The following is a 20,174-nucleotide window of genomic DNA, read 5'->3' on the forward strand; positions in this document are numbered from 1 at the left end:
GCGGGAGCCTTCTGCCTTACCGGCACCTCGCCCGGCGCGGGAGCCTCCTGCCTTACCGGCACCTCGCCCGGTGCGGGAGCCTCCTGTCTTACCGGCACCTCACTCGGTGCGCATCCCCCCGCTCCCCACTTCCCGCCTTCCCCGGGCGTCAGCAGCTCCGCCACGTCCAGCACGTGATGTCCGGCCATCGACGGCAGACAGCTCCCCCGAGCCGGGCCGATCGCCGCCGCCCACTCCGTCGGGATCGCAGATTCTCCCTGCGTCGCGCCCGCCAGCGCCCCCGCCACCGCCGCCGTCGTGTCCGCGTCGCGGCCCATGTTCACCGCCGTCAGCACCGCCTGGACGAAGTCGCCGTCCGCCGCCGCGTACGCCCCGAAGGCCAGGGCGACCGCTTCGGGGGCCAGGTCGGTCCAGGGGTAGCCGCCGATGACGACCGCGGAGCGGACCGCGCGTTCGCCTCGGTGGGCCACCGCGACGGCGCGGCGCAGGGAGCGGGCCGTCCAGGAGTCGTCCGGGACCACGGCGAGGGCTGAGGCCACGACCGCGATCGTCGGTGCGCCCGCCATCGCCGCCGCCACGCCCGCCGCCACCGCCTGGCCGCCGTAGATTCCCTCGCCGTCATGGCTCACCGAGCCGTCGATCGCCACCAGACGGGCCGCCTCCGCCGGGCGGCCCGCCGCGAAGACGCCGAAGGGAGCCGCCCGCATGGCGAGGCCGTCGCTCCAGGCGTGGCGGTGCTGGGCGGAGATGGGGGCGGCCAGGCCCCGGCGGAGGTTCTCCAGGGTGCCGCGTTCGCTGAAGCCCGCGCCTCGGAAGGGGCCCTCCGCCCGGTCCGCGATCCACTCGTGCCAGGCCGTCTCGACATGGGCCGGGGTGAGGGCCGAGCCGTGGCGGGCGAGGAGGAGGCCCGAGAAGATCGCGTACTCGGTGTCGTCCGTGCCGGAGGGGTTGTCGGTGACGAAGCCCGTGACGCGGCCCCAGCGGGCGCGGATCTCGGAGGGCTTCATGTTCTCCGCCGGGGCGCCCAGCGCGTCGCCGACCGCCAGGCCGAGCAGGGCGCCGCGGGCCCGTTCGCGGAGTTCGGCGGCTTCCCCGGGCGCCGGAACCGAGGGGATGCAGGCGATCGATGCCATACGCGGCCTTCCTCCGGGGGCTCCGCCCAGGGCGCGGAGCCCTTTGCGGATATGTCCCACCGTCGGCGGTTGACCCGAGCCTCGGAAGCCTCAGTGTCACCCGGTCGACATTTGTGCGGTCACCTACACGAATGAGCGTTCTAGGGGAAAACCGCAGGTTAGCCCAGCCTTTCCTTGCTGGTGGAGAGGAATTTCCGGGCGTAGATTTGGCGTTGTCGAAGACTGGAACTTGTCTAAAGACAGCCTTGCCTGAGTTTCTTGCCCGGGCTGTCTTGCCGCCTGAGCTTTCTGGGGGACCCCATGGCCATCATCGAGATCGAAGCACCGCTGCACGAGGCGCACCGTGACAACCACACGCACCGGGATGTGAATGGAGGGTGGCTGCGGCCCGCCGTGTTCGGGGCGATGGACGGCCTCGTCTCCAACCTCGCCCTGATGACCGGTGTCGCGGGCGGGGCGGTCAGTCACCAGACCGTCGTGCTGAGCGGGCTCGCCGGGCTTGCCGCCGGCGCCTTCTCCATGGCCGCCGGTGAGTACACCTCCGTCGCCTCGCAGCGTGAGCTCGTCGAGGCCGAGCTGGATGTCGAGCGCCGAGAGCTGAGAAAGCACCCGGAGGATGAAGAGGCCGAGCTCGCGGCTCTCTACGTGACCCGGGGCGTCGAGCCGAAGCTCGCGCGGGCCGTGGCCGCACAGCTCTCCCGTGATCCCGAGCTGGCTCTGGAGATACACGCCCGGGAAGAGCTCGGCATCGACCCCGGTGACCTGCCGTCGCCGCCTGTCGCGGCCGTCTCGTCCTTCGGGTCGTTCGCGCTGGGCGCCCTGCTGCCGGTGTTGCCGTATCTGCTCGGCGCCACCAGGCTGTGGCCTGCCGTGCTCCTCGCGCTCTTCGGACTGTTCCTGTGTGGTGCCGTTGTGGCCAAGGTGACGGCGCGAACCTGGTGGTTCAGCGGGCTTCGACAGCTCGCGCTCGGTGGTGCCGCGGCCGGTGTGACGTACGCCCTGGGCAGCCTGTTCGGAATCGCCGTAGGATAGCTCGGCTGGAACTTATGCGTTGGGCCGCATAAGTAGCCGTTACTCGCTGGTTTCGGATGCATGACCACCGGGCATGAGCCGTAAGCGCTGAGGGCAATGACGCCCGGAGCGCACTCGCGGGGTGGGCGACGACGCCCTCCTCGCCGTCGGGCCCGCGGATTCCGATCTGATCGATCTTGTTCCGCCGGGTCCCCACATATCTTTCGCCGCCCTGTGCGGTACCTCGCCGTGACCCATGGCGTCCGCATGTTGGAACGGAGTATCCCGGTTCCCGAGAACCGCTCCATCATGTAACCTGCACGAAATTTTGCACTCACGCAGAGGGCCAACGTCGTCCCTCGGCAATCTGCATATGCCACATGACGACGACGGGAGAGCCGATGCGTACGCCGCGCCAGCCGTCCCAGCACTCCGCGAATGGCCAGAACTGGTCGTTCATGGATGCTCGCCCTGCTGCGCAGGGTATGTACGACCCCCGCAACGAACGCGACGCGTGCGGCGTCGGTTTCGTCGCCACCCTCACCGGCGAGGCGTCCCACACCCTGGTCGAACAGGCCCTTACGGTCCTGCGCAACCTTGAGCACCGCGGTGCCACCGGCTCTGAGCCCGACTCCGGCGACGGTGCCGGAATCCTCTCTCAGGTGCCCGACGCGTTCTTCCGCGAGGTGGCCGAATTCGAACTGCCCGCGGCCGGTGCGTACGCCGTCGGTATCGCCTTCCTGCCGGAGGACGGGACGGCCGAGGCCGTCTCACAGATCGAGACGATCGCCGGTCAGGAGGGCCTGACGGTCCTCGGCTGGCGTGAGGTTCCGGTCGCTCCCGAGCTGCTGGGTGCCACCGCCCGTTCGACGATGCCGGCCTTCCGGCAGATCTTCGTCGCCGACGGCTCGGCCGCGTCCGTCACGGGCATCGCGCTCGACCGCAAGGCCTTCGTGCTGCGCAAGCGCGCCGAGCGTGAGGTCGGTGTCTACTTCCCGTCGCTCTCCGCCCGGACCATCGTCTACAAGGGCATGCTGACCACGGGCCAGCTGGAGCCCTTCTTCCCGGACCTGTCCGACCGCCGGTTCGCCTCCGCGATCGCGCTCGTGCACTCCCGGTTCTCCACGAACACCTTCCCGTCGTGGCCCCTCGCGCACCCGTACCGCTTCGTCGCGCACAACGGTGAGATCAACACCGTCAAGGGCAACCGCAACTGGATGGTCGCCCGCGAGTCGCAGCTCGTCTCCGACCTCTTCGGAGACCGGAACCTCGACCGCGTCTTCCCGGTGTGTACGCCGGACGCCTCCGACTCGGCGTCCTTCGACGAGGTGCTGGAGCTGCTCCACCTCGGCGGCCGCTCCCTGCCGCACTCCGTACTGATGATGATCCCGGAGGCGTGGGAGAACCACGACTCCATGGACCCGGCCCGGCGCGCCTTCTACCAGTTCCACTCCACGATGATGGAGCCCTGGGACGGCCCGGCCTGTGTCACCTTCACCGACGGCACCCAGGTCGGCGCCGTGCTCGACCGCAACGGTCTGCGCCCCGGCCGCTACTGGGTCACCGACGACGGCCTCGTCGTCCTCGGCTCCGAGGTCGGCGTCCTCGACATCGACCCGTCCAAGGTCGTCCGCAAGGGCCGGCTGCAGCCCGGCCGGATGTTCCTCGTCGACACCGTCGAGCACCGCATCATCGAGGACGACGAGATCAAGGCCCAGCTCGCGGCGGAGAAGCCGTACGCCGAGTGGCTGGAAGCCGGCGAGATCGAGCTGACCGACCTGCCCGAGCGCGAGCACATCGTGCACACGCACGCCTCGGTCACCCGCCGCCAGCAGACCTTCGGTTACACCGAGGAGGAGCTGCGGATCATCCTCGCGCCGATGGCCAAGACCGGCGGTGAGCCGCTCGGCTCCATGGGCACCGACTCGCCCATCGCCGCGCTGAGCGAGCGCCCGCGCCTGCTCTTCGACTACTTCACCCAGCTGTTCGCGCAGGTCACCAACCCGCCGCTGGACGCGATCCGCGAGGAGCTCGTGACCTCGCTGCACTCGTCCCTCGGCCCGCAGGGCAACCTGCTGGACCCGACCGCCGCGTCCTGCCGCAGCGTCACGCTGCCGTTCCCGGTGATCGACAACGACGAGCTGGCCAAGCTCATCCACATCAACGCCGACGGCGACATGCCCGGCTTCAAGGCCGCGACCCTCTCCGGCCTGTACCGGGTGCACGGCGGAGGTGACGCCCTCGCCGCGCGCATCGAGGAGATCTGCTCCGAGGCCGACGCCGCCATCGACAACGGCGCCCGGCTGATCGTCCTGTCGGACCGCCACTCCGACGCCGAGCACGCGCCGATCCCGTCGCTGCTGCTCACCGCGGCCGTCCACCACCACCTCATCCGCACCAAGCAGCGCACCCACGTGGGCCTGCTGGTCGAGGCCGGCGACGTCCGCGAGGTCCACCACGTCGCGCTGCTCATCGGCTACGGCGCCGCCGCGGTCAACCCGTACCTGGCGATGGAGTCCGTCGAGGACCTGGTCCGCGCCGGCACCTTCCTGTCGGACATCGAGGCCGAGCAGGCCATCCGCAACCTGATCTACGCCCTCGGCAAGGGCGTTCTGAAGGTCATGTCCAAGATGGGCATCTCCACGGTCGCCTCCTACCGCGGCGCCCAGGTCTTCGAGGCCGTCGGTCTCGACGACGCCTTCGTCGAGAAGTACTTCAACGGCACCGCCACCAAGATCGGCGGCGTCGGCATCGACGTCATCGCCAAGGAGGTCGCCGCCCGCCACGCCAAGGGGTACCCCGCCTCCGGCATCGCTCCGGCGCACCGCGCCCTGGAGATAGGCGGCGAGTACCAGTGGCGTCGCGAGGGCGAGCCGCACCTGTTCGACCCGGAGACGATCTTCCGCCTCCAGCACTCCACGCGCACCGGTCGCTACGACATCTTCAAGAAGTACACGGAGCGCGTGAACGAGCAGTCCGAGCGGCTGATGACGCTCCGCGGGCTCTTCGGCTTCAAGTCCGGTGTCGACGGCCGCTCGCCGATCTCCATCGACGAGGTCGAGCCGGCCAGCGAGATCGTCAAGCGCTTCTCCACGGGCGCCATGTCGTACGGCTCCATCTCCAAGGAGGCGCACGAGACCCTCGCCATCGCCATGAACCAGCTGGGCGGCAAGTCCAACACCGGTGAGGGCGGCGAGGACCCGGACCGTCTGTACGACCCGGCGCGCCGGTCGTCCATCAAGCAGGTCGCGTCCGGCCGCTTCGGTGTCACGTCCGAGTACCTGGTCAACGCCGACGACATCCAGATCAAGATGGCCCAGGGCGCCAAGCCCGGTGAGGGCGGTCAGCTGCCCGGCCACAAGGTCTACCCGTGGGTCGCCAAGACGCGTCACTCGACGCCGGGCGTGGGCCTGATCTCCCCGCCGCCGCACCACGACATCTACTCCATCGAGGACCTGGCCCAGCTGATCCACGACCTCAAGAACGCGAACCCGCAGGCGCGGATTCACGTCAAGCTGGTCTCCGAGGTCGGCGTCGGCACGGTCGCCGCGGGTGTGTCCAAGGCGCACGCGGACGTGGTCCTGATCTCCGGCCACGACGGCGGTACGGGTGCCTCCCCGCTCACCTCGCTGAAGCACGCCGGTGGCCCCTGGGAGCTCGGTCTCGCCGAGACCCAGCAGACCCTGCTGCTCAACGGCCTGCGCGACCGCATCGTCGTGCAGACCGACGGCCAGCTGAAGACCGGCCGTGACGTCGTCATCGCGGCGCTGCTCGGCGCCGAGGAGTTCGGTTTCGCGACCGCGCCGCTCGTCGTCTCCGGCTGCATCATGATGCGCGTCTGCCACCTGGACACCTGCCCGGTCGGCATCGCCACCCAGAACCCGACCCTCAGGGACCGGTTCTCCGGCAAGGCCGAGTACGTCGTCAACTTCTTCCAGTACATCGCCGAAGAGGTCCGCGAGATCCTCGCCGAGCTGGGCTTCCGCTCCATCGAGGAGGCCGTCGGCCACGCCGAGGCGCTGGACGTCGCGCGTGCCGTCGACCACTGGAAGGCACAGGGCCTGGACCTGGAGCCGCTGTTCCACGTGCCCGAGCTGCCCGAGGGCGCGGTGCGCCACCAGATCGTCGAGCAGGACCACGGCCTGGCGAAGGCGCTCGACAACGAGCTCATCAAGCTCGCCGCCGACGCCCTGGCCGCGGACTCCGCGATCGACGCCCAGCCGGTGCGGGCCCAGATCAAGGTCCGCAACATCAACCGCACGGTCGGCACCATGCTCGGCCACGAGGTGACCAAGAAGTTCGGTGGCGCGGGTCTGCCCGACGACACCATCGACATCACCTTCACCGGTTCCGCGGGCCAGTCCTTCGGCGCCTTCCTCCCGCGCGGTGTCACGCTGCGCCTGGAGGGCGACGCCAACGACTACGTCGGCAAGGGCCTCTCCGGCGGCCGGGTGATCGTGCGTCCCGACCGGGCCGCCGACCACCTTGCCGAGTTCTCGACGATCGCGGGCAACACCATCGCGTACGGCGCGACCGGCGGCGAGCTGTTCCTGCGCGGTCGTACGGGCGAGCGGTTCTGTGTCCGCAACTCCGGTGCGACGGTCGTCTCCGAGGGCGTGGGCGACCACGGCTGCGAGTACATGACCGGCGGTCACGCGGTGGTCCTCGGCGAGACGGGACGTAACTTCGCGGCCGGTATGTCCGGCGGTATCGCGTACGTCATCGACCTCGACCGCGACAACGTCAACGTCGGCAACGTCAGCGCCGTCGAGGCCCTCGACGACACCGACAAGCAGTGGCTGCACGACGTGGTCCGCCGGCACCAGGAGGAGACCGGCTCCACGGTCGCCGAGAAGCTGCTCGCCGAGTGGGACACCGCCGTCGACCGCTTCAGCAAGATCATCCCCAGCACCTACAAGGCAGTGCTCGCCGCCAAGGACGCCGCCGAGCGAGCCGGTCTGTCCGAGACCGAGATCACCGAGAAGATGATGGAGGCGGCGATCAATGGCTGACCCGAAGGGCTTTCTGAACCACGGCCGTGAGGTCGCCAAGTCCCGCCCGGTCGACGTGCGTCTGAAGGACTGGAACGAGGTCTACGTCCCCGGCTCCCTGCTGCCGATCATCAGCAAGCAGGCCAGCCGCTGCATGGACTGCGGCATCCCGTTCTGCCACAACGGCTGTCCGCTCGGGAACCTCATCCCCGAGTGGAACGACTACGCCTACCGCGAGGACTGGTCGGCGGCGTCGGAGCGCCTGCACGCGACCAACAACTTCCCGGAGTTCACCGGTCGCCTCTGCCCGGCGCCCTGCGAGTCGGCCTGCGTGCTCGGCATCAACCAGCCGGCCGTCACGATCAAGAACGTCGAGGTCTCGATCATCGACAAGGCGTGGGACGCGGGCACCGTCGCCCCGCAGGCCCCGGAGCGCCTGTCCGGCAAGACCGTCGCGGTCATCGGCTCGGGCCCGGCCGGTCTGGCCGCCGCCCAGCAGCTGACCCGGGCCGGTCACACGGTCGCCGTCTACGAGCGCGCGGACCGCATCGGAGGCCTTCTCCGGTACGGCATCCCCGAGTTCAAGATGGAGAAGCGGCACATCAACCGCCGTATCGAGCAGATGCGCGCGGAGGGCACCCGCTTCCGTACCGGCATCGAGATCGGCAAGGACCTCAAGGCGACCGACCTGAAGAAGCGGTACGACTCGGTCGTCATCGCCGCCGGTGCCACGACCGCCCGTGACCTCCCGGTCCCCGGCCGTGAGCTCAAGGGCATCTACCAGGCCATGGAGTACCTGCCGCTGGCCAACAAGGTCCAGGAGGGCGACTACGTCACCGCCCCGATCTCGGCCGAGGGCAAGCACGTCGTGGTCATCGGCGGTGGCGACACCGGCGCCGACTGCGTGGGCACCGCCCACCGTCAGGGCGCGGCGTCCGTGACGCAGTTGGAGATCATGCCCCGCCCGAACGACGAGCGGAACGCGGTCTCCCAGCCGTGGCCGACCTTCCCGATGCTGTACAAGGTCACGTCGGCGCACGAGGAGGGCGGCGAGCGGGTCTACTCCGTCTCCACCACCCACTTCGAGGGCGACGAGGACGGCAACGTCCAGTGGCTGCACCTCAGCGAGGTCGAGTTCATCGACGGCAAGCTGACCTCGAAGCCGGGCACGGAGCGCAAGATCCCCGCCCAGCTGGTCACCCTCGCCATGGGCTTCACCGGCACCGACCGCGAGAACGGCCTGGTCGAGCAGTTCGGCCTGGACCTCGACGAGCGTGGCAACATCGCCCGCGACGCCGACTTCCAGACCAACGTCCCGGGCGTCTTCGTCGCCGGTGACGCGGGCCGCGGCCAGTCGCTCATCGTGTGGGCCATCGCGGAGGGCCGCTCGGCCGCCCGCGGCTGCGACCGGTTCCTGACCGGCGCCAGCGAGCTGCCGGCACCGATCCGGCCGACGGACCGCTCGCTGATGGTCTGACGGCACCACAGGTGACCTGACGGTCACTCACATACGTCCCGTACAAAGGCGTACGGAACACAGACGACGCCTGCCCCTTGTCCCCGACCGGACGAACGGGCAGGCGTCGCCGCTTTCTCAGATGGCTCGCAGGCGCACGGTCACCGGGGCCGGTTCATCCGGCACCGGCAGCGACTGAACGGTCAGCGCGTCCCCGCTCTCCACGACGCCGCTGCCGGACCGGTCGAGATGCGCGTCCACCACGACCCGCTGCCCCTCGGTCCAGTCGGCCGACAGCTCGAAGGGCACGGCGCGGGTGCCCTCCCCGTCGTACGAGATGTCCTGAGCCGTCGCGGTGAGTTCGTACGAGGGCGCGTCGGCCACTGTCACGTCGAGCACCCGCACCCGTAGCACCGCCTGATCGAAGGCGCCGAGATCGGGGGTGAGGAGCACCCGCCCGGAGACAGTGGCCATGTCACGCTCGTCCGCTAGGAGTTGAGCACGGCGTACCGTGCCTCGATGTCGACCGGCCCGCCGGTGAGGTTGCGGATCTCGATGAAGTACTTGATCAGGTTGCTCGCCTGACGGTCCACCTGGATCTTCCACTCAACCTGGGCGTTGCCGTCAACCATCGGCCATGTCGGTACGACCGTCCAGTCGACCCGCCAGGCCTCCGGCCAGCTGTGCGTGAACCACCGGCGGCTGGTGTTCGCCGGTACCTGTCCGCGGAACTGCACTCCCAGAATCACGACTCTCCCCCCTTCGGGGCCTCGGGAGCGGCCCCGGCGTCCTGCAGACTCTCCATGGCCGGTGCGCCCACGACGCCCCCGCCGTCCTGTGCCGCACCCAGCGGCGCATAGGCGGCGCCGGCGAACTCGGGTCCGCCGATGCCGCTTCCGGTCCCGGTGACGGGCACTCCCGCCGACGCGCCCAGCGCTCCACTGAGGTCCGGCGCCGGACCCGCGTCGACCGCGTCGGCCCAGCCCGCGGGCGTGGACTCGCCCGGCATTCCGATCGGTTGCATGGTTCCCCCTGTTCCTCGGACCCGTCAGGTCGCGTTGGCGCCCCAGCCGAGTACGTCGTAGCGGGCCTGGATGTCGACCGGACCACTGGTCAGATTGCGGATGTTGAGGAAGTACTTGAGCAGTCCACCTGACTGCCGGGTCACCTGGACCCATGACTCGATCTGCGCGGGCCCGTCCACCACGGGTGCGGTCGGTACGACCGTCCAGTGGACGTACCAGTGCGCGGGCCAGCTGTGGGTGAACCAGCGCCCGACCTGCCCGGCCGCGACCCGGCCGGTGAACTGCACACCGGAGAAGCGGGCCGGTGACTCCAGGTTGGCGTACATCGTGCGTACGGCGAGACAGTCGCCGGGGCTGAGCCCCGCTCGCTGGCCGATCTCGACGTTCTGCCGGGGCACGATGGTGTCCTGGCTGTTGCTGGAGAACGCCCAGCGCGGATAGTGCATGATCGAGTGGTAGTCGTACGCGCCGACGTCGTCGCCGTCGGTGATGTGCTGGTTGAAGTTGTGGGCCATGCCCTGCTGGATGTTGGCCCAGTGGATGGTGACGAACTGGTCCCGGTCCTCGCGGCTCTGCTCGTGCCAGAGCCCGACCGCGTGCCCGATCTCATGGATCGCGGCGCCGAGTTCGCAGCCCTGGCCCAGCGTGATCTGCTGGACGTTGCCCCGCCGGCCCACGGCCGAACTGCAGCCGCCGCCGGGGACGAACCGGATGAAGTCCGGGTGCTGCGCCGCGTTCTGGGCCGTGCGCTGCACGAAGCGGATGCGGGTGTTGCGCTGCCAGTGGTCGATGGCACCGGTCACCCGGGCCTGGTCTGGCAGGTTCGGGTCGATCTCGTACGGCACGAGACCGTTCACCCAGCGGAACTGCGTGCCGGGCAGGATGACCCCGTTCTCCTCCAGCGCCACCGCGTGCTCGGCGGCGACCTGCTTGGACTCGATCAGGTCGAGGACGATGTCGCCCTCGAACACGGGCTGCCCGTCGACCTCGGTGTACTGCACCGCCTTCGGCCCCTTGCCCGCCAGCTGGACGAGGCCCGCCTGCACCTCCGGTCCGACTTGGTAGGGCCCGAACCCCGAACCGGCGGAGGCCGGTTCGGCCGTGTCGGTTGCCATGGCGTCCCCCTTGATTGACGTTGTTCCCCCTTGGGGTGATTAACGTCGATGAGGCGCTATCTTTCGTCAATGGGGGGCGAAGGCGGCTTTTGTCTCGTACGTCTGACCCAGGGCGACCGGGGCCCCTTGGGCTAGGGCACCCTGTACGTCTCCCCGTACACCTGCCACTCCAGCGGCGTGCCCAGCCGGAGGTTGCCGTTGTCCAGGAACCGCCGCTGGGCCGTGTCGATGCGGGTGGTGTCGGTGTCCGGCCGCTTCTCCCGCATGGCCGCCCGGCGTACGTCGAGGAAGACGTCCAGGTACGCCTTCTCCGAGCCGCCCTCGGACGGGGAGTCCGCCTTGCGCAGGGCTCGTTCGCGCAGGACGAAGAAGCCGTCCTCGTCGATGCCGGCGCCGTGGAAGACCATCGCGTCGTAGTAGACGAACTGGCCCAGCGTGCCGAGGCCGTCGAGCTTGGCGAGGCGGACCGCCGGGTCGAAGTAGACGCGGTCGCGTTCGGCGTCCTGGGCCTCGCGGAACGCCGCCACCCGGGCCTCCGCCTTCCAGGCCCGGGTGAAACCGGGGTCCAGGCCCTCGTGGGAGTCCGTGCCGTCGACCTCGCGCAGGGCGGGGAGATAGCGGGCGAGCCCGTTGTCCGGGTGGTCCTCGGTGTAGTTCTCGACCAGGGCGAGCAGGTCATGGGTGCCGGTGCAGAAGCCGATGATGCCGGCCGTGTAGCCCTGGCCGTCGCCGAGGTCCTCGATGTAGCCGTAGGTGCGGCGCCAGTCGATGGTGGAGCTCTCGGCGCTGGACACGAGCTGCTGGGCCAGCTGCTTCTTCGCCGGAGCGGCCAGGCCCGGCGGCAGATCCGCGATCAGCTCGTCGTCCTCCGCGCGGTCCTGCTCGGCACGGCTCTTGGCCTCCTGAAGGGCCGCCTGCTGCGCGGACGCGACGGTGGACTCCGCCGGACTCTCCGCGGAGTCCGAGGGGATCAGGAAGTAGACGACCGCCGCGACGGCGACGGGGACGGCCGCGAAGAGCAGGACTCCGATACGTCTCACTGGGCCACCCCTCCACCCGTCAGCTCCGCGACCTTGGCGACCGCGGCCACCGCCAGCAGCACCAGCACGCACACGCAGGCGGCCGACTGGATCAGGGCCTGGCGGGGCCCGCGCGGGGCGTACGCGTAGGCGAACGTGACCGCGGCGCCCGTCAGCAGTCCGCCGAGGTGGCCCTGCCAGGAGGTGAGGCTCGCGGAGAGCAGCAGCCACAGCAGCAGGAACGCCATGAAGCGGTTGACGGAGCGCATGTCGGCGCCGACGCGGCGGGCGAGGACGTAGTACGCGGCCCCGAGACCGAAGATCGCGCCCGACGCGCCGACCGACTCCACGTGCGGGTCGGTGAGCAGCAGCTCGAACACCGAACCGCCCAGCGTCGCCAACAGGTAGAGCGCGAGGTACCGGACCCGGCCGAGCATGGGTTCCACGACCCGGCCGAGCTGCCACAGCGCGAGCATGTTCATCACGATGTGCAGCACCCCGAAGGTGCCCTCGGTCGGCGCCGAGTGGAGGAAACCGCTGGTCAGCAGCCGGTCCCACTGTCCGGCGACCACGCCCTCGGCGTGGAAGTCCGACGGGTACCCGGGCCCGTAGACGTAGTAGCCGTCCGGCCCGACCAGCCGGGCGCCGAGCATCGCGAACCGGTCCAGGATCTCCGGGCGCACCACCTCGGCCAGATAGGCGAGGACGTTGAGCCCGATGAGTACGGAGGTCACGAGCGGCGTCGCGGCGATCCGCCCACCGACGACCGTCCGGGCCTGCCGCACCGACCGCGCCCCTTCCTTCACGCACTCCACGCACTGGTGGCCGACGGAGGCCTCCCGCATGCAGTCCGGGCAGATGTACCGGTCGCAGCGGGTGCAGCGGACGTGGGACTCGACCTTGGGGTGGCGATAGCAGGTCGTGACGGTGGGCTCAGCGGACGGGGACTGGGCGGACTCGGGCTCCACAGCCGGCTCCTTGAAGGGGACTGGACGAACGGTGAGCCGGTGGGGGCGGCGGCGAACAAAATAGCGAACACCTGTGGACGGAGGGAGGGGCGGGGCCGGTGGTGTCGTAATCTCGGCAGCCAGTGGGAGGCACGAGGGGGGAGACCGTATGGCCGCGATCAGTCTCAGCAAGGTCGAGGAGGCCGCGCCCGCGCTGGTCAGCCTGTACAAGAGCGCCGGGGTGGCGCTGCGGGGGCACGGGCTGGACGGGGTGCGGGCCGCGGTCTACCTGGTCGTCGACTACTCCGGGTCGATGAAGCCGTACTACAAGGACGGCAGCGTGCAGGCGCTCGCCGACCGGGTGCTCGGGCTGTCGGCGCACTTCGACGACGACGGCACCGTCCCGGTGGTGTTCTTCTCGACCGACGTCGACGCCGAGACCGAGATCGCGCTGACCGACCACCAGGGGCGCATCGACCGGATCGTGGCCGGCCTCGGGCACATGGGCAAGACCAGCTACCACCTGGCCATGGACGCCGTCATCGACCACTACCTCGACAGCGGGTCGACGGACCCCGCCCTGGTCGTCTTCCAGACCGACGGCGGCCCCATCAACAAGCTCGCCGCGGAACGGTATCTGTGCAAGGCGGCCGGGCTCCCGCTGTTCTGGCAGTTCATCGGCTTCGGGGACCCGAACAGCAAGCAGTTCGACTATTTGCGCAAGCTCGACGAGCTGTCCGTCCCGGACAAGCGGGTCGTCGACAACGCAGGCTTCTTCCACGCCGGTGCGGAGCCACGGAAGGTGTCCGACGCCGAGCTGTACGACCGGCTCGTCGGCGAGTTCCCCCAGTGGCTGGCGGCGGCGCGGGCGCAGGGGATCGTACGGGGGTAGCGGTGAAAGATCGTCGGCCCGGAGGGCCGGCGGCACTCCCTCACTCGGTTGCTTGCCCCGTTGGCTTGGGTGGTATGGCCGTGTAACCCTGTGGTTGATCCGACGGGGAGGCGACGGCGTATGGACGGCGCACGATCGGGGAACGAGGAAGCGGCGGAACGGCGGTCCGCCCCGCCCGGGAAGGGCGAGAAGGTCGCCGACTGGGCCGACGGACGGCTCGGGATCTACGCGCTGGCCAAGGCCAATATGCGCAAGGTCTTTCCGGACCACTGGTCCTTCATGCTGGGCGAGGTCTGCCTCTACAGCTTTCTCGTCCTGATCCTCACCGGCGTCTATCTCACCCTGTTCTTCGACCCGAGCACCAGCGAGGTCGTCTACAACGGCACCTACGAGCCCCTCAACGGCGTCCTGATGACCAGGGCCTACGAGTCCACGCTCGACATCAGCTTCGACGTGCGCGGCGGGCTGCTCATCCGGCAGATCCACCACTGGGCGGCGCTGGTCTTCGTCACCGGGATGCTCGTGCACATGATGCGGATCTTCTTCACCGGCGCCTTCCGCAAGCCGCGCGAGATCAACTGGGTGTTCGGCTGGAGCCTGCTGATGCTCGGCATCATCACCGGCCTGACCGGCTACTCCCTCCCCGACGACCTGCTCTCCGGCACCGGCCTGCGGTTCGCCCACGGCGCGATCCTGTCGATCCCGATCGTGGGGACGTACGTGGCGTTCTTCCTCTTCGGCGGGGAGTTCCCCGGAGAGGACTTCATCGCGCGGCTGTATCCGATCCATATCCTGCTGCTGCCCGGGATCATGCTCGGCCTGGTGGTCGCCCATCTGATCCTGGTCTTCTATCACAAGCACACCCAGTACCCGGGCCCCGGCCGCGACCAGAAGTCGGTCGTCGGGATGCCCTTCCTGCCGGTGTACATGGCCAAGGCGGGCGGCTTCTTCTTCCTGGTCTTCGGCGTGCTGGCGATCATGGGCGGCATAGCCAGCATCAACCCCGTGTGGGCGTTCGGGCCCTATCGCCCGGACCTGGTGACCACCGGCGCTCAGCCCGACTGGTATCTGGGCTTCTCCGAAGGCCTGATCCGGGTGATGCCGGGATGGGAGATCAACGCCTGGGGCCACACCCTGGAACCGGGCGTCTTCATCCCCTTCTCCCTCTTCCCGCTGATCCTGCTCGCGCTCGGCGTCTATCCCTTCATCGAGGCATGGATCACCGGTGACAAACGGGAGCACCACATCCTCGACCGGCCGCGCAACATGCCCGTGCGCACCGGCCTCGGCGCGGCCTGGCTGAGCCTGTACACGGTGCTGCTGATCGGCGGCGGCAACGACATCGTGGCCACGCATCTGCATCTGTCCATCAACCTGATCACGTGGTTCGTGCGGGTCGCGGTCTTCGTCGTGCCGATCGTCACCTACATGGCGACCAAGCGCATCTGCCTCGGGCTACAGCGCCGGGACCGGGCCAAGGTGCTGCACGGCAGGGAGACGGGCACCATCAAACGGCTTCCGCAGGGCGAGTTCATCGAGGTCCACGCGCCCCTCTCCCAGGGGCAGCTGTTCACCCTCACCCAGCACGAACAGGATCCGCCGTACGAGGTCGGTCCGCTCGTCGACGCGAACGGCGTCCGGCGCCGGGTCTCCCCGGCCCAGCGGGTGCGGGCCAGGATGGCGCGGGCGATGTTCGGGCCGCGGTCGCGGATCACCAAGCCCACGGCGGAGGAGTACCGCGAGATCACCAGCGGCGATCACCACTGAGACGGTCTGTGCCGACGCCCAGCGGCAGCACTGAGCAGCTCGGCCCGGCAGACGTCCGGGCTGCCCCAGGCGGTGCGCAGGGCGCGGGCCTTGGTCAGCCAGAGCGACAGGTCGTACTCCGCCGTGTAACCGATCGCGCCGTGCAACTGCAGTGCGGTCCGGGCGGTGGCGTAGGCGGCCTCGCACGCCGTGACCTTGGCGGCGGCGACGTCGGCGGGGTCCATGGTGAGCGCGGCGCCGAGGACCAGCGGCCGGGCGAACTCCAGGCCGATCTTTGCGTCGGCCAGGCGATGCTTCACGGCCTGGAACGAGCCTATGGGGGCGCCGAACTGGGTCCGCTGCTTGACGTGGGCGACCGTTCTGTCGAGCAGCGCGAGGCCCACACCGAGGGCCTGGGCGGCGGTGGTCAGACGGGCGTGGGCGAGGGCGTGCGCGGTGGGCGGATCGGGGCTGAGGAGTTCACCGCCGGGGTCGAGAGGGGTGAGACGGCGGGCCGGGTCCAGGGAAGGGCGCACGGGACCGTGGCCGGGGGAGAGGTACAGGCCGTGGGGTGTGAGCGCGAGGTGGGTGGTGGCCGCGTCGCCGTCGAGGGCGTACGGCGCCTCCCACGCCAGCGTCGCCATCGCCTCGCCCGTCGCCAGCGCCGGCAGAAGCCGCTTGGCCGGGCCGGGGTCCGGCAGACCGGCGAGGAGTGCCGCGGCGGTGACCGTCTCCACGAGTGGCCCCGGCACCGCATGCCGCCCCAACTCGACGAAGGCGACGGCGAGTTCGACGGGCCGGGGGCCCAGCCCTTCGTACGCCTCCGGAACCGCCAGCCCGAACACGCCCGCCTCGGCGATCCGGGACCACAGCGCACGGCCCCGCGCGTGTTCGCCCCGACTCCACTCCCGTACGGCCGACGGTGTGTCCGCCGCCGTCAGCATCGCGTCCAGCGAGTCGGCGAAGGCCCGCTGCTCGGCGTCGAGGAGGAACCGCATCAGCGTCGCCCCTTCGGCAGGCCGAGCAGACGCTCGGCGATGATGTCGCGCTGGATCTCGTTCGTGCCCGCGTAGATGGGGCCGGCGAGGGCGAAGACATAGCGCTCGGACCAGTCCGTGTCGGCCAACTCGCCCTCGGCGCCCAGGAGATCCAGAGCCGTCTCGTGCAGCGCGATGTCGTACTCCGACCAGAACACCTTGTTCAGGCTGGACTCCGCGCCGATCGACTCGCCGTCGAGGAAACGGGAAGCGGCGGCGTAGGTGAACAGCTGATAGGCCCGGGCTCCGATCAGGGCGTCGGCCACGCGGTCGCGTGTGCTCTCCGGGCTGCCCTGGGCGTGCCAGAGGTGCAGCAGGCGACCGGCGCTTGCGAGGAACCGACCCGGGGAGCGCAGCATCAGTCCGCGTTCGTTGCCCGCCGCCGACATCGCGATCCGCCAGCCCTGGCCCGGCTCGCCGATCACGTCCTCGTCCGGCACGAACACCTCGTCCAGGAACAGCTCGGCGAAGGCGGGCTTGCCGTCGAGGCGGGCGATGGGCCGGACCGTGACGCCCGGGGCGCGCAGGTCGAACATCAGGTAGGTCAGGCCCTGGTGGGGTTTCGGGGCGTCCGGGTCGGTGCGGAACAGGCCGAACGCGCGGTCGGCGAAGGCGGCGCGTGAGGACCAGGTCTTCTGGCCGGACAGCAGCCAGCCGCCGTCCGTGCGAACGGCCCTCGACCTCAGCGAGGCCAGATCCGACCCCGCCTCCGGCTCCGACCACGCCTGCGCCCAGATCACCTCGCCGGTGGCCATGGAGGGCAGCACGCGCGCGCGTTGCTCTTGGGTGCCGTACTCGAAGAGGGTCGGGGCGAGAAGGCTGACACCGTTCTGGTTGACGCGGCCCGGTGCGCCCGCCGTCCAGTACTCCTCCTCGAACAGCAGCCACCGCACGAGCGTCGCGTCCCGGCCGCCGTACGCCGTCGGCCAGTTCACCACCGACCAGCGGCCGGCGGCGAGTTCGGCCTCCCAGGTTCGGTGTGCCGCGAAGCCCGCCTCGGTCTCCAGGGAGGGAAGCGGGTCGGGCGGAACATGCGCACACAGCCAGGCGCGCGCCTCGGCGCGGAACGCCTCGTCGGCGGCGGAGTGGGTGAGGTCCACGGCCGATCTCCCTCCCTGCGAGCTGCCTACGAGCTGCCTATGAGTCTTCCCTAACAAGTGTTTGGTAGGTTAGCGTGCTGCTATGACAAACGTCGAGGTGCCGACGTACGTTCCCGGGCACGGACTGCTCCGTGGACGCACGGCCGTCATCACCGCGGCGGCCGGCGCGGGCATCGGCGGGGCGACCGCGCGCCGCTTCCTCGAAGAGGGGGCGCGTGTGCTGATCAGCGATGCCCATGCGCGGCGGCTGAAGGAGTACGAGGCCGAGCTGGCCGGGGAGTTCGGCGCGGCGTCGGTGACCGCGCTGCCCTGCGACGTGACCGACGAGACGCAGGTGCGGGCGCTGTTCGACGCGGCCGTACGGGAGCACGGGCGGCTGGACGTCGTCGTCAACAACGCCGGCCTCGGCGGGACTTCCGCCCTGGTCGACATGACCGACGAGCAGTGGTCCCGCGTACTCGACGTGACCTTGAACGGCACATTCCGGTGCGTGCGGGCGGCCCTGCGGCTGTTCCGCGCGGACGGACGTGGCGGCGTGATCGTCAACAACTCCTCCGTCGTCGGCTGGCGCGCCCAGGCCGGCCAGGCGCACTACGCGGCCGCCAAGGCGGGTGTGATGGCGCTGACCCGGTGCGCGGCGATCGAGGCGGCCGGGTACGGGGTGCGGGTCAACGCGGTGTCACCGAGCCTCGCCATGCATCCGCACCTCGTGAAGGTGACCTCGCCCGAGTTGTTGGAGGAGTTGACGGAACGCGAGGCCTATGGGCGGTACGCCGAGCCCTGGGAGGTGGCCAACGTGATCGTCTTCCTTGCCTCCGGCTACTCGTCGTACATGACAGGAGAGGTCGTCTCCGTGAGCAGCCAGCACCCCTAGGACGACAATGGATCCGTGCCGACCAAGAAGAAGCCCCAGGTGACCGCCGCAGCCGCCAGGCGGCGCGAACTCCTCGACACCGCCGCCGAGGTCTTCGCCGAGCAGGGCTACAACGCCACGACCGTACGCAAGATCGCGGACCACGCGGGCATGCTCGCGGGCAGTCTCTACTACCACTTCGACTCCAAGGAGTCGATGCTGGAGGAGATCCTGCGGAGCTTCCTCGACGAGCTCTGGGGCGGTTACGACGCCGTCCTGGGCGCCGAGCTGGGGCCCCGCGAGACCCTCGAAGCCCTGGTCACCGAGTCGTTCCGGGAGATCGACCGGCACCGCGCCGCCGTCGCGATCTACCAGAAGGAGAACAAGCAGCTGGTGGCGCAGGAACGGTTCGCGTTCCTCGCCGAGTCGCAGCTCAGGTTCGAGAAGGCGTGGCTGTCCACGCTGGAGCGCGGGGTCGCGGCCGGGGTGTTCCGCTCCGACCTCGACGTCCGGCTCACCTACCGGTTCGTGCGGGACACGGTGTGGGTCGCCGCGTCCTGGTACCGGCCCGGCGGACAGCACAGCCCGGAGGAGATCGCCCGGCAGTACCTGTCGATGGTGCTGGACGGGATCGCCGTACGCACGTAATCGCCGTACGCACGTAACCCAATGGGGAGTCTGGGGAGTCGCCATGGCCGAGGCCTACATCGTCGAAGCGGTCCGTACGCCCGTCGGGCGGCGCGGAGGAGGGCTCAGCGGGGTCCATCCGGCCGACCTGGGCGCGCATGTCCTCAAGGAACTCGTCTCGCGCGCGGGTATGGACCCGGCCGCCGTCGAGGACGTCGTCTTCGGGTGTCTGGACGCCGTGGGGCCGCAGGCCGGGGACATCGCGCGGACCTGCTGGCTGGCGGCCGGGCTGCCCGAGGAGGTGCCGGGCGTGACCGTCGACCGGCAGTGCGGGTCCTCGCAGCAGGCCGTGCACTTCGCGGCGCAGGGCGTGCTGTCCGGCACCCAGGACCTGGTGGTCGCGGGCGGCGTACAGAACATGTCGATGATCCCCATCGCCTTCGCCACCCGACAGGCCGCCGAGCCGCTGGGGCTGACGGCGGGGCCTTTCGCGGGCAGCGAGGGCTGGCGGGCGCGGTACGGAGAGAAGCCCGTCAACCAGTTCGTCGGCGCCGAGATGATCGCGGCCAAGTGGGGGATCAGTCGGCAGGACCAGGAGGAGTTCGCGCTGCGTTCGCACCGGCGGGCGCTGCGGGCGATCGACGAAGGGCGCTTCGAGCGGGAGGTCGTGCCCTTCGGGCCGGTCACCGTCGACGAGGGGCCGCGCCGGGACACCTCGCTGGAGAAGATGGCCGGGCTGAAGCCGGTCGTCGACGGCGGCACGATCACCGCCGCCTGTTCCTCGCAGGTCTCCGACGGCGCGGCGGCGATGTTGCTGGCCTCGGAGCGGGCCGTGCGCGAGCATGGGCTCACGCCCCGGGCCCGGGTGCACCATCTCTCGGTGCGTGGTGAGGATCCCATCCGCATGCTCACCGCCCCGATCCCCGCCACCGCCCACGCCCTGAAGAAGACCGGCCTGTCCATCGCGGACATCGACCTCGTCGAGATCAACGAGGCCTTCGCGCCGGTCGTCCTGGCCTGGCTGAAGGAGACCGGCGCGGATCCGGACAAGGTCAACGTCAACGGCGGGGCGATCGCTCTCGGGCATCCCCTGGGAGCGACCGGCGTGAAGCTGATGACGACCCTGTTGCACGAACTGGAGCGCACCGGGGGCCGGTTCGGGCTGCAGACGATGTGCGAGGGCGGGGGACAGGCGAACGTGACGATCATCGAGAGGCTGTGA

17 protein-coding genes are annotated in these 20,174 nt (G+C 70.0%); 8 read left to right on the top strand and 9 right to left on the bottom strand.

The window, feature by feature from the left end:
* Positions 1-1,133 (bottom strand): ADP-ribosylglycohydrolase family protein (locus tag BLU79_RS48290; RefSeq protein ID WP_256333382.1); only part of this gene is annotated, 1,133 nt, incomplete at its 3' end.
* A 300-nt stretch (positions 1,134-1,433) separates the two neighbouring features.
* On the opposite strand from BLU79_RS48290, the gene BLU79_RS19390 reads away from it, so the two are divergent.
* The 3 genes from BLU79_RS19390 (at position 1,434) to BLU79_RS19400 (ending at position 8,612) form a co-directional block, all read left to right on the top strand.
* Positions 1,434-2,165 carry a VIT1/CCC1 transporter family protein gene (locus BLU79_RS19390; RefSeq protein ID WP_093907077.1) on the top strand — a complete coding sequence of 244 codons (732 nt, stop codon included), beginning with the start codon at positions 1,434-1,436 and terminating at the stop codon, positions 2,163-2,165.
* A gap of 380 nt (positions 2,166-2,545) precedes the next feature.
* The gene (gltB, locus tag BLU79_RS19395; RefSeq protein ID WP_093907078.1) at positions 2,546-7,156 is read left to right on the top strand and encodes a glutamate synthase large subunit; all 4,611 of its coding nucleotides are present in this window, start codon (positions 2,546-2,548) and stop codon (positions 7,154-7,156) included.
* Positions 7,149-8,612, top strand: coding sequence for a glutamate synthase subunit beta (locus tag BLU79_RS19400; RefSeq protein WP_093907079.1), 1,464 nt, complete (start codon positions 7,149-7,151; stop codon positions 8,610-8,612). Before gltB ends, BLU79_RS19400 begins: the two co-directional genes overlap by 8 nt.
* 117 nt (positions 8,613-8,729) lie before the next feature.
* On the opposite strand, the gene BLU79_RS19405 is transcribed toward BLU79_RS19400, so the two are convergent.
* From BLU79_RS19405 to BLU79_RS19430, 6 genes are all read right to left on the bottom strand, one after another.
* The gene (locus BLU79_RS19405; RefSeq protein ID WP_093907080.1) at positions 8,730-9,065 is read right to left on the bottom strand and encodes a YbaY family lipoprotein; all 336 of its coding nucleotides are present in this window, start codon (positions 9,063-9,065) and stop codon (positions 8,730-8,732) included.
* Between the two features lie 14 nt (positions 9,066-9,079).
* Positions 9,080-9,340: a hypothetical protein gene (locus BLU79_RS19410; RefSeq protein WP_093907081.1), complete on the bottom strand. Its 261-nt coding sequence runs from the start codon at positions 9,338-9,340 to the stop codon at positions 9,080-9,082.
* Positions 9,337-9,615 (bottom strand): hypothetical protein, encoded by a 279-nt coding sequence (locus BLU79_RS19415; protein ID WP_093907082.1) that lies wholly within the window; start codon positions 9,613-9,615, stop codon positions 9,337-9,339. The genes BLU79_RS19410 and BLU79_RS19415 overlap by 4 nt, the downstream gene beginning before the upstream one ends.
* 24 nt (positions 9,616-9,639) lie before the next feature.
* Complete coding sequence (legP, locus tag BLU79_RS19420; RefSeq protein ID WP_093907083.1) at positions 9,640-10,731, bottom strand: Dot/Icm T4SS effector Zinc-dependent metalloprotease LegP; 1,092 nt, start codon at positions 10,729-10,731, stop codon at positions 9,640-9,642.
* Positions 10,732-10,862: 131 nt separating this feature from the next.
* Positions 10,863-11,771: a chitosanase gene (locus BLU79_RS19425; RefSeq protein ID WP_093907084.1), complete on the bottom strand. Its 909-nt coding sequence runs from the start codon at positions 11,769-11,771 to the stop codon at positions 10,863-10,865.
* Positions 11,768-12,718 carry a rhomboid family intramembrane serine protease gene (locus BLU79_RS19430; protein ID WP_093907085.1) on the bottom strand — a complete coding sequence of 317 codons (951 nt, stop codon included), beginning with the start codon at positions 12,716-12,718 and terminating at the stop codon, positions 11,768-11,770. The genes BLU79_RS19425 and BLU79_RS19430 overlap by 4 nt, the downstream gene beginning before the upstream one ends.
* Positions 12,719-12,866: 148 nt before the next feature.
* On the opposite strand from BLU79_RS19430, the gene BLU79_RS19435 reads away from it, so the two are divergent.
* Positions 12,867-13,589: a vWA domain-containing protein gene (locus BLU79_RS19435; RefSeq protein ID WP_093907086.1), complete on the top strand. Its 723-nt coding sequence runs from the start codon at positions 12,867-12,869 to the stop codon at positions 13,587-13,589.
* Between the two features lie 120 nt (positions 13,590-13,709).
* The gene (locus BLU79_RS19440; protein WP_093907087.1) at positions 13,710-15,356 is read left to right on the top strand and encodes a cytochrome bc1 complex cytochrome b subunit; all 1,647 of its coding nucleotides are present in this window, start codon (positions 13,710-13,712) and stop codon (positions 15,354-15,356) included.
* On the opposite strand, the gene BLU79_RS19445 is transcribed toward BLU79_RS19440, so the two are convergent.
* Positions 15,347-16,333: an acyl-CoA dehydrogenase family protein gene (locus tag BLU79_RS19445; RefSeq protein WP_093907088.1), complete on the bottom strand. Its 987-nt coding sequence runs from the start codon at positions 16,331-16,333 to the stop codon at positions 15,347-15,349. The genes BLU79_RS19440 and BLU79_RS19445 overlap by 10 nt on opposite strands.
* Positions 16,333-17,472 carry an acyl-CoA dehydrogenase family protein gene (locus BLU79_RS19450; RefSeq protein ID WP_093907089.1) on the bottom strand — a complete coding sequence of 380 codons (1,140 nt, stop codon included), beginning with the start codon at positions 17,470-17,472 and terminating at the stop codon, positions 16,333-16,335. The genes BLU79_RS19445 and BLU79_RS19450 overlap by 1 nt, the downstream gene beginning before the upstream one ends.
* Positions 17,473-17,554: 82 nt before the next feature.
* Between BLU79_RS19450 and BLU79_RS19455 the strand changes: the two genes are divergently transcribed.
* From BLU79_RS19455 to BLU79_RS19465, 3 genes are read left to right on the top strand one after another with little or no spacing between them, the layout of a single operon-like run.
* Positions 17,555-18,346 (top strand): SDR family oxidoreductase, encoded by a 792-nt coding sequence (locus tag BLU79_RS19455; RefSeq protein WP_093907090.1) that lies wholly within the window; start codon positions 17,555-17,557, stop codon positions 18,344-18,346.
* 15 nt (positions 18,347-18,361) lie between these two features.
* The gene (locus BLU79_RS19460) at positions 18,362-18,973 is read left to right on the top strand and encodes a TetR/AcrR family transcriptional regulator (RefSeq protein ID WP_093907091.1); all 612 of its coding nucleotides are present in this window, start codon (positions 18,362-18,364) and stop codon (positions 18,971-18,973) included.
* A 43-nt stretch (positions 18,974-19,016) separates the two neighbouring features.
* The gene (locus BLU79_RS19465; RefSeq protein WP_093907092.1) at positions 19,017-20,174 is read left to right on the top strand and encodes an acetyl-CoA C-acetyltransferase; all 1,158 of its coding nucleotides are present in this window, start codon (positions 19,017-19,019) and stop codon (positions 20,172-20,174) included.

Origin of the sequence: Streptomyces sp. cf386 (assembly GCF_900103585.1) — a bacterium.
Lineage (GTDB): Bacteria > Actinomycetota > Actinomycetes > Streptomycetales > Streptomycetaceae > Streptomyces.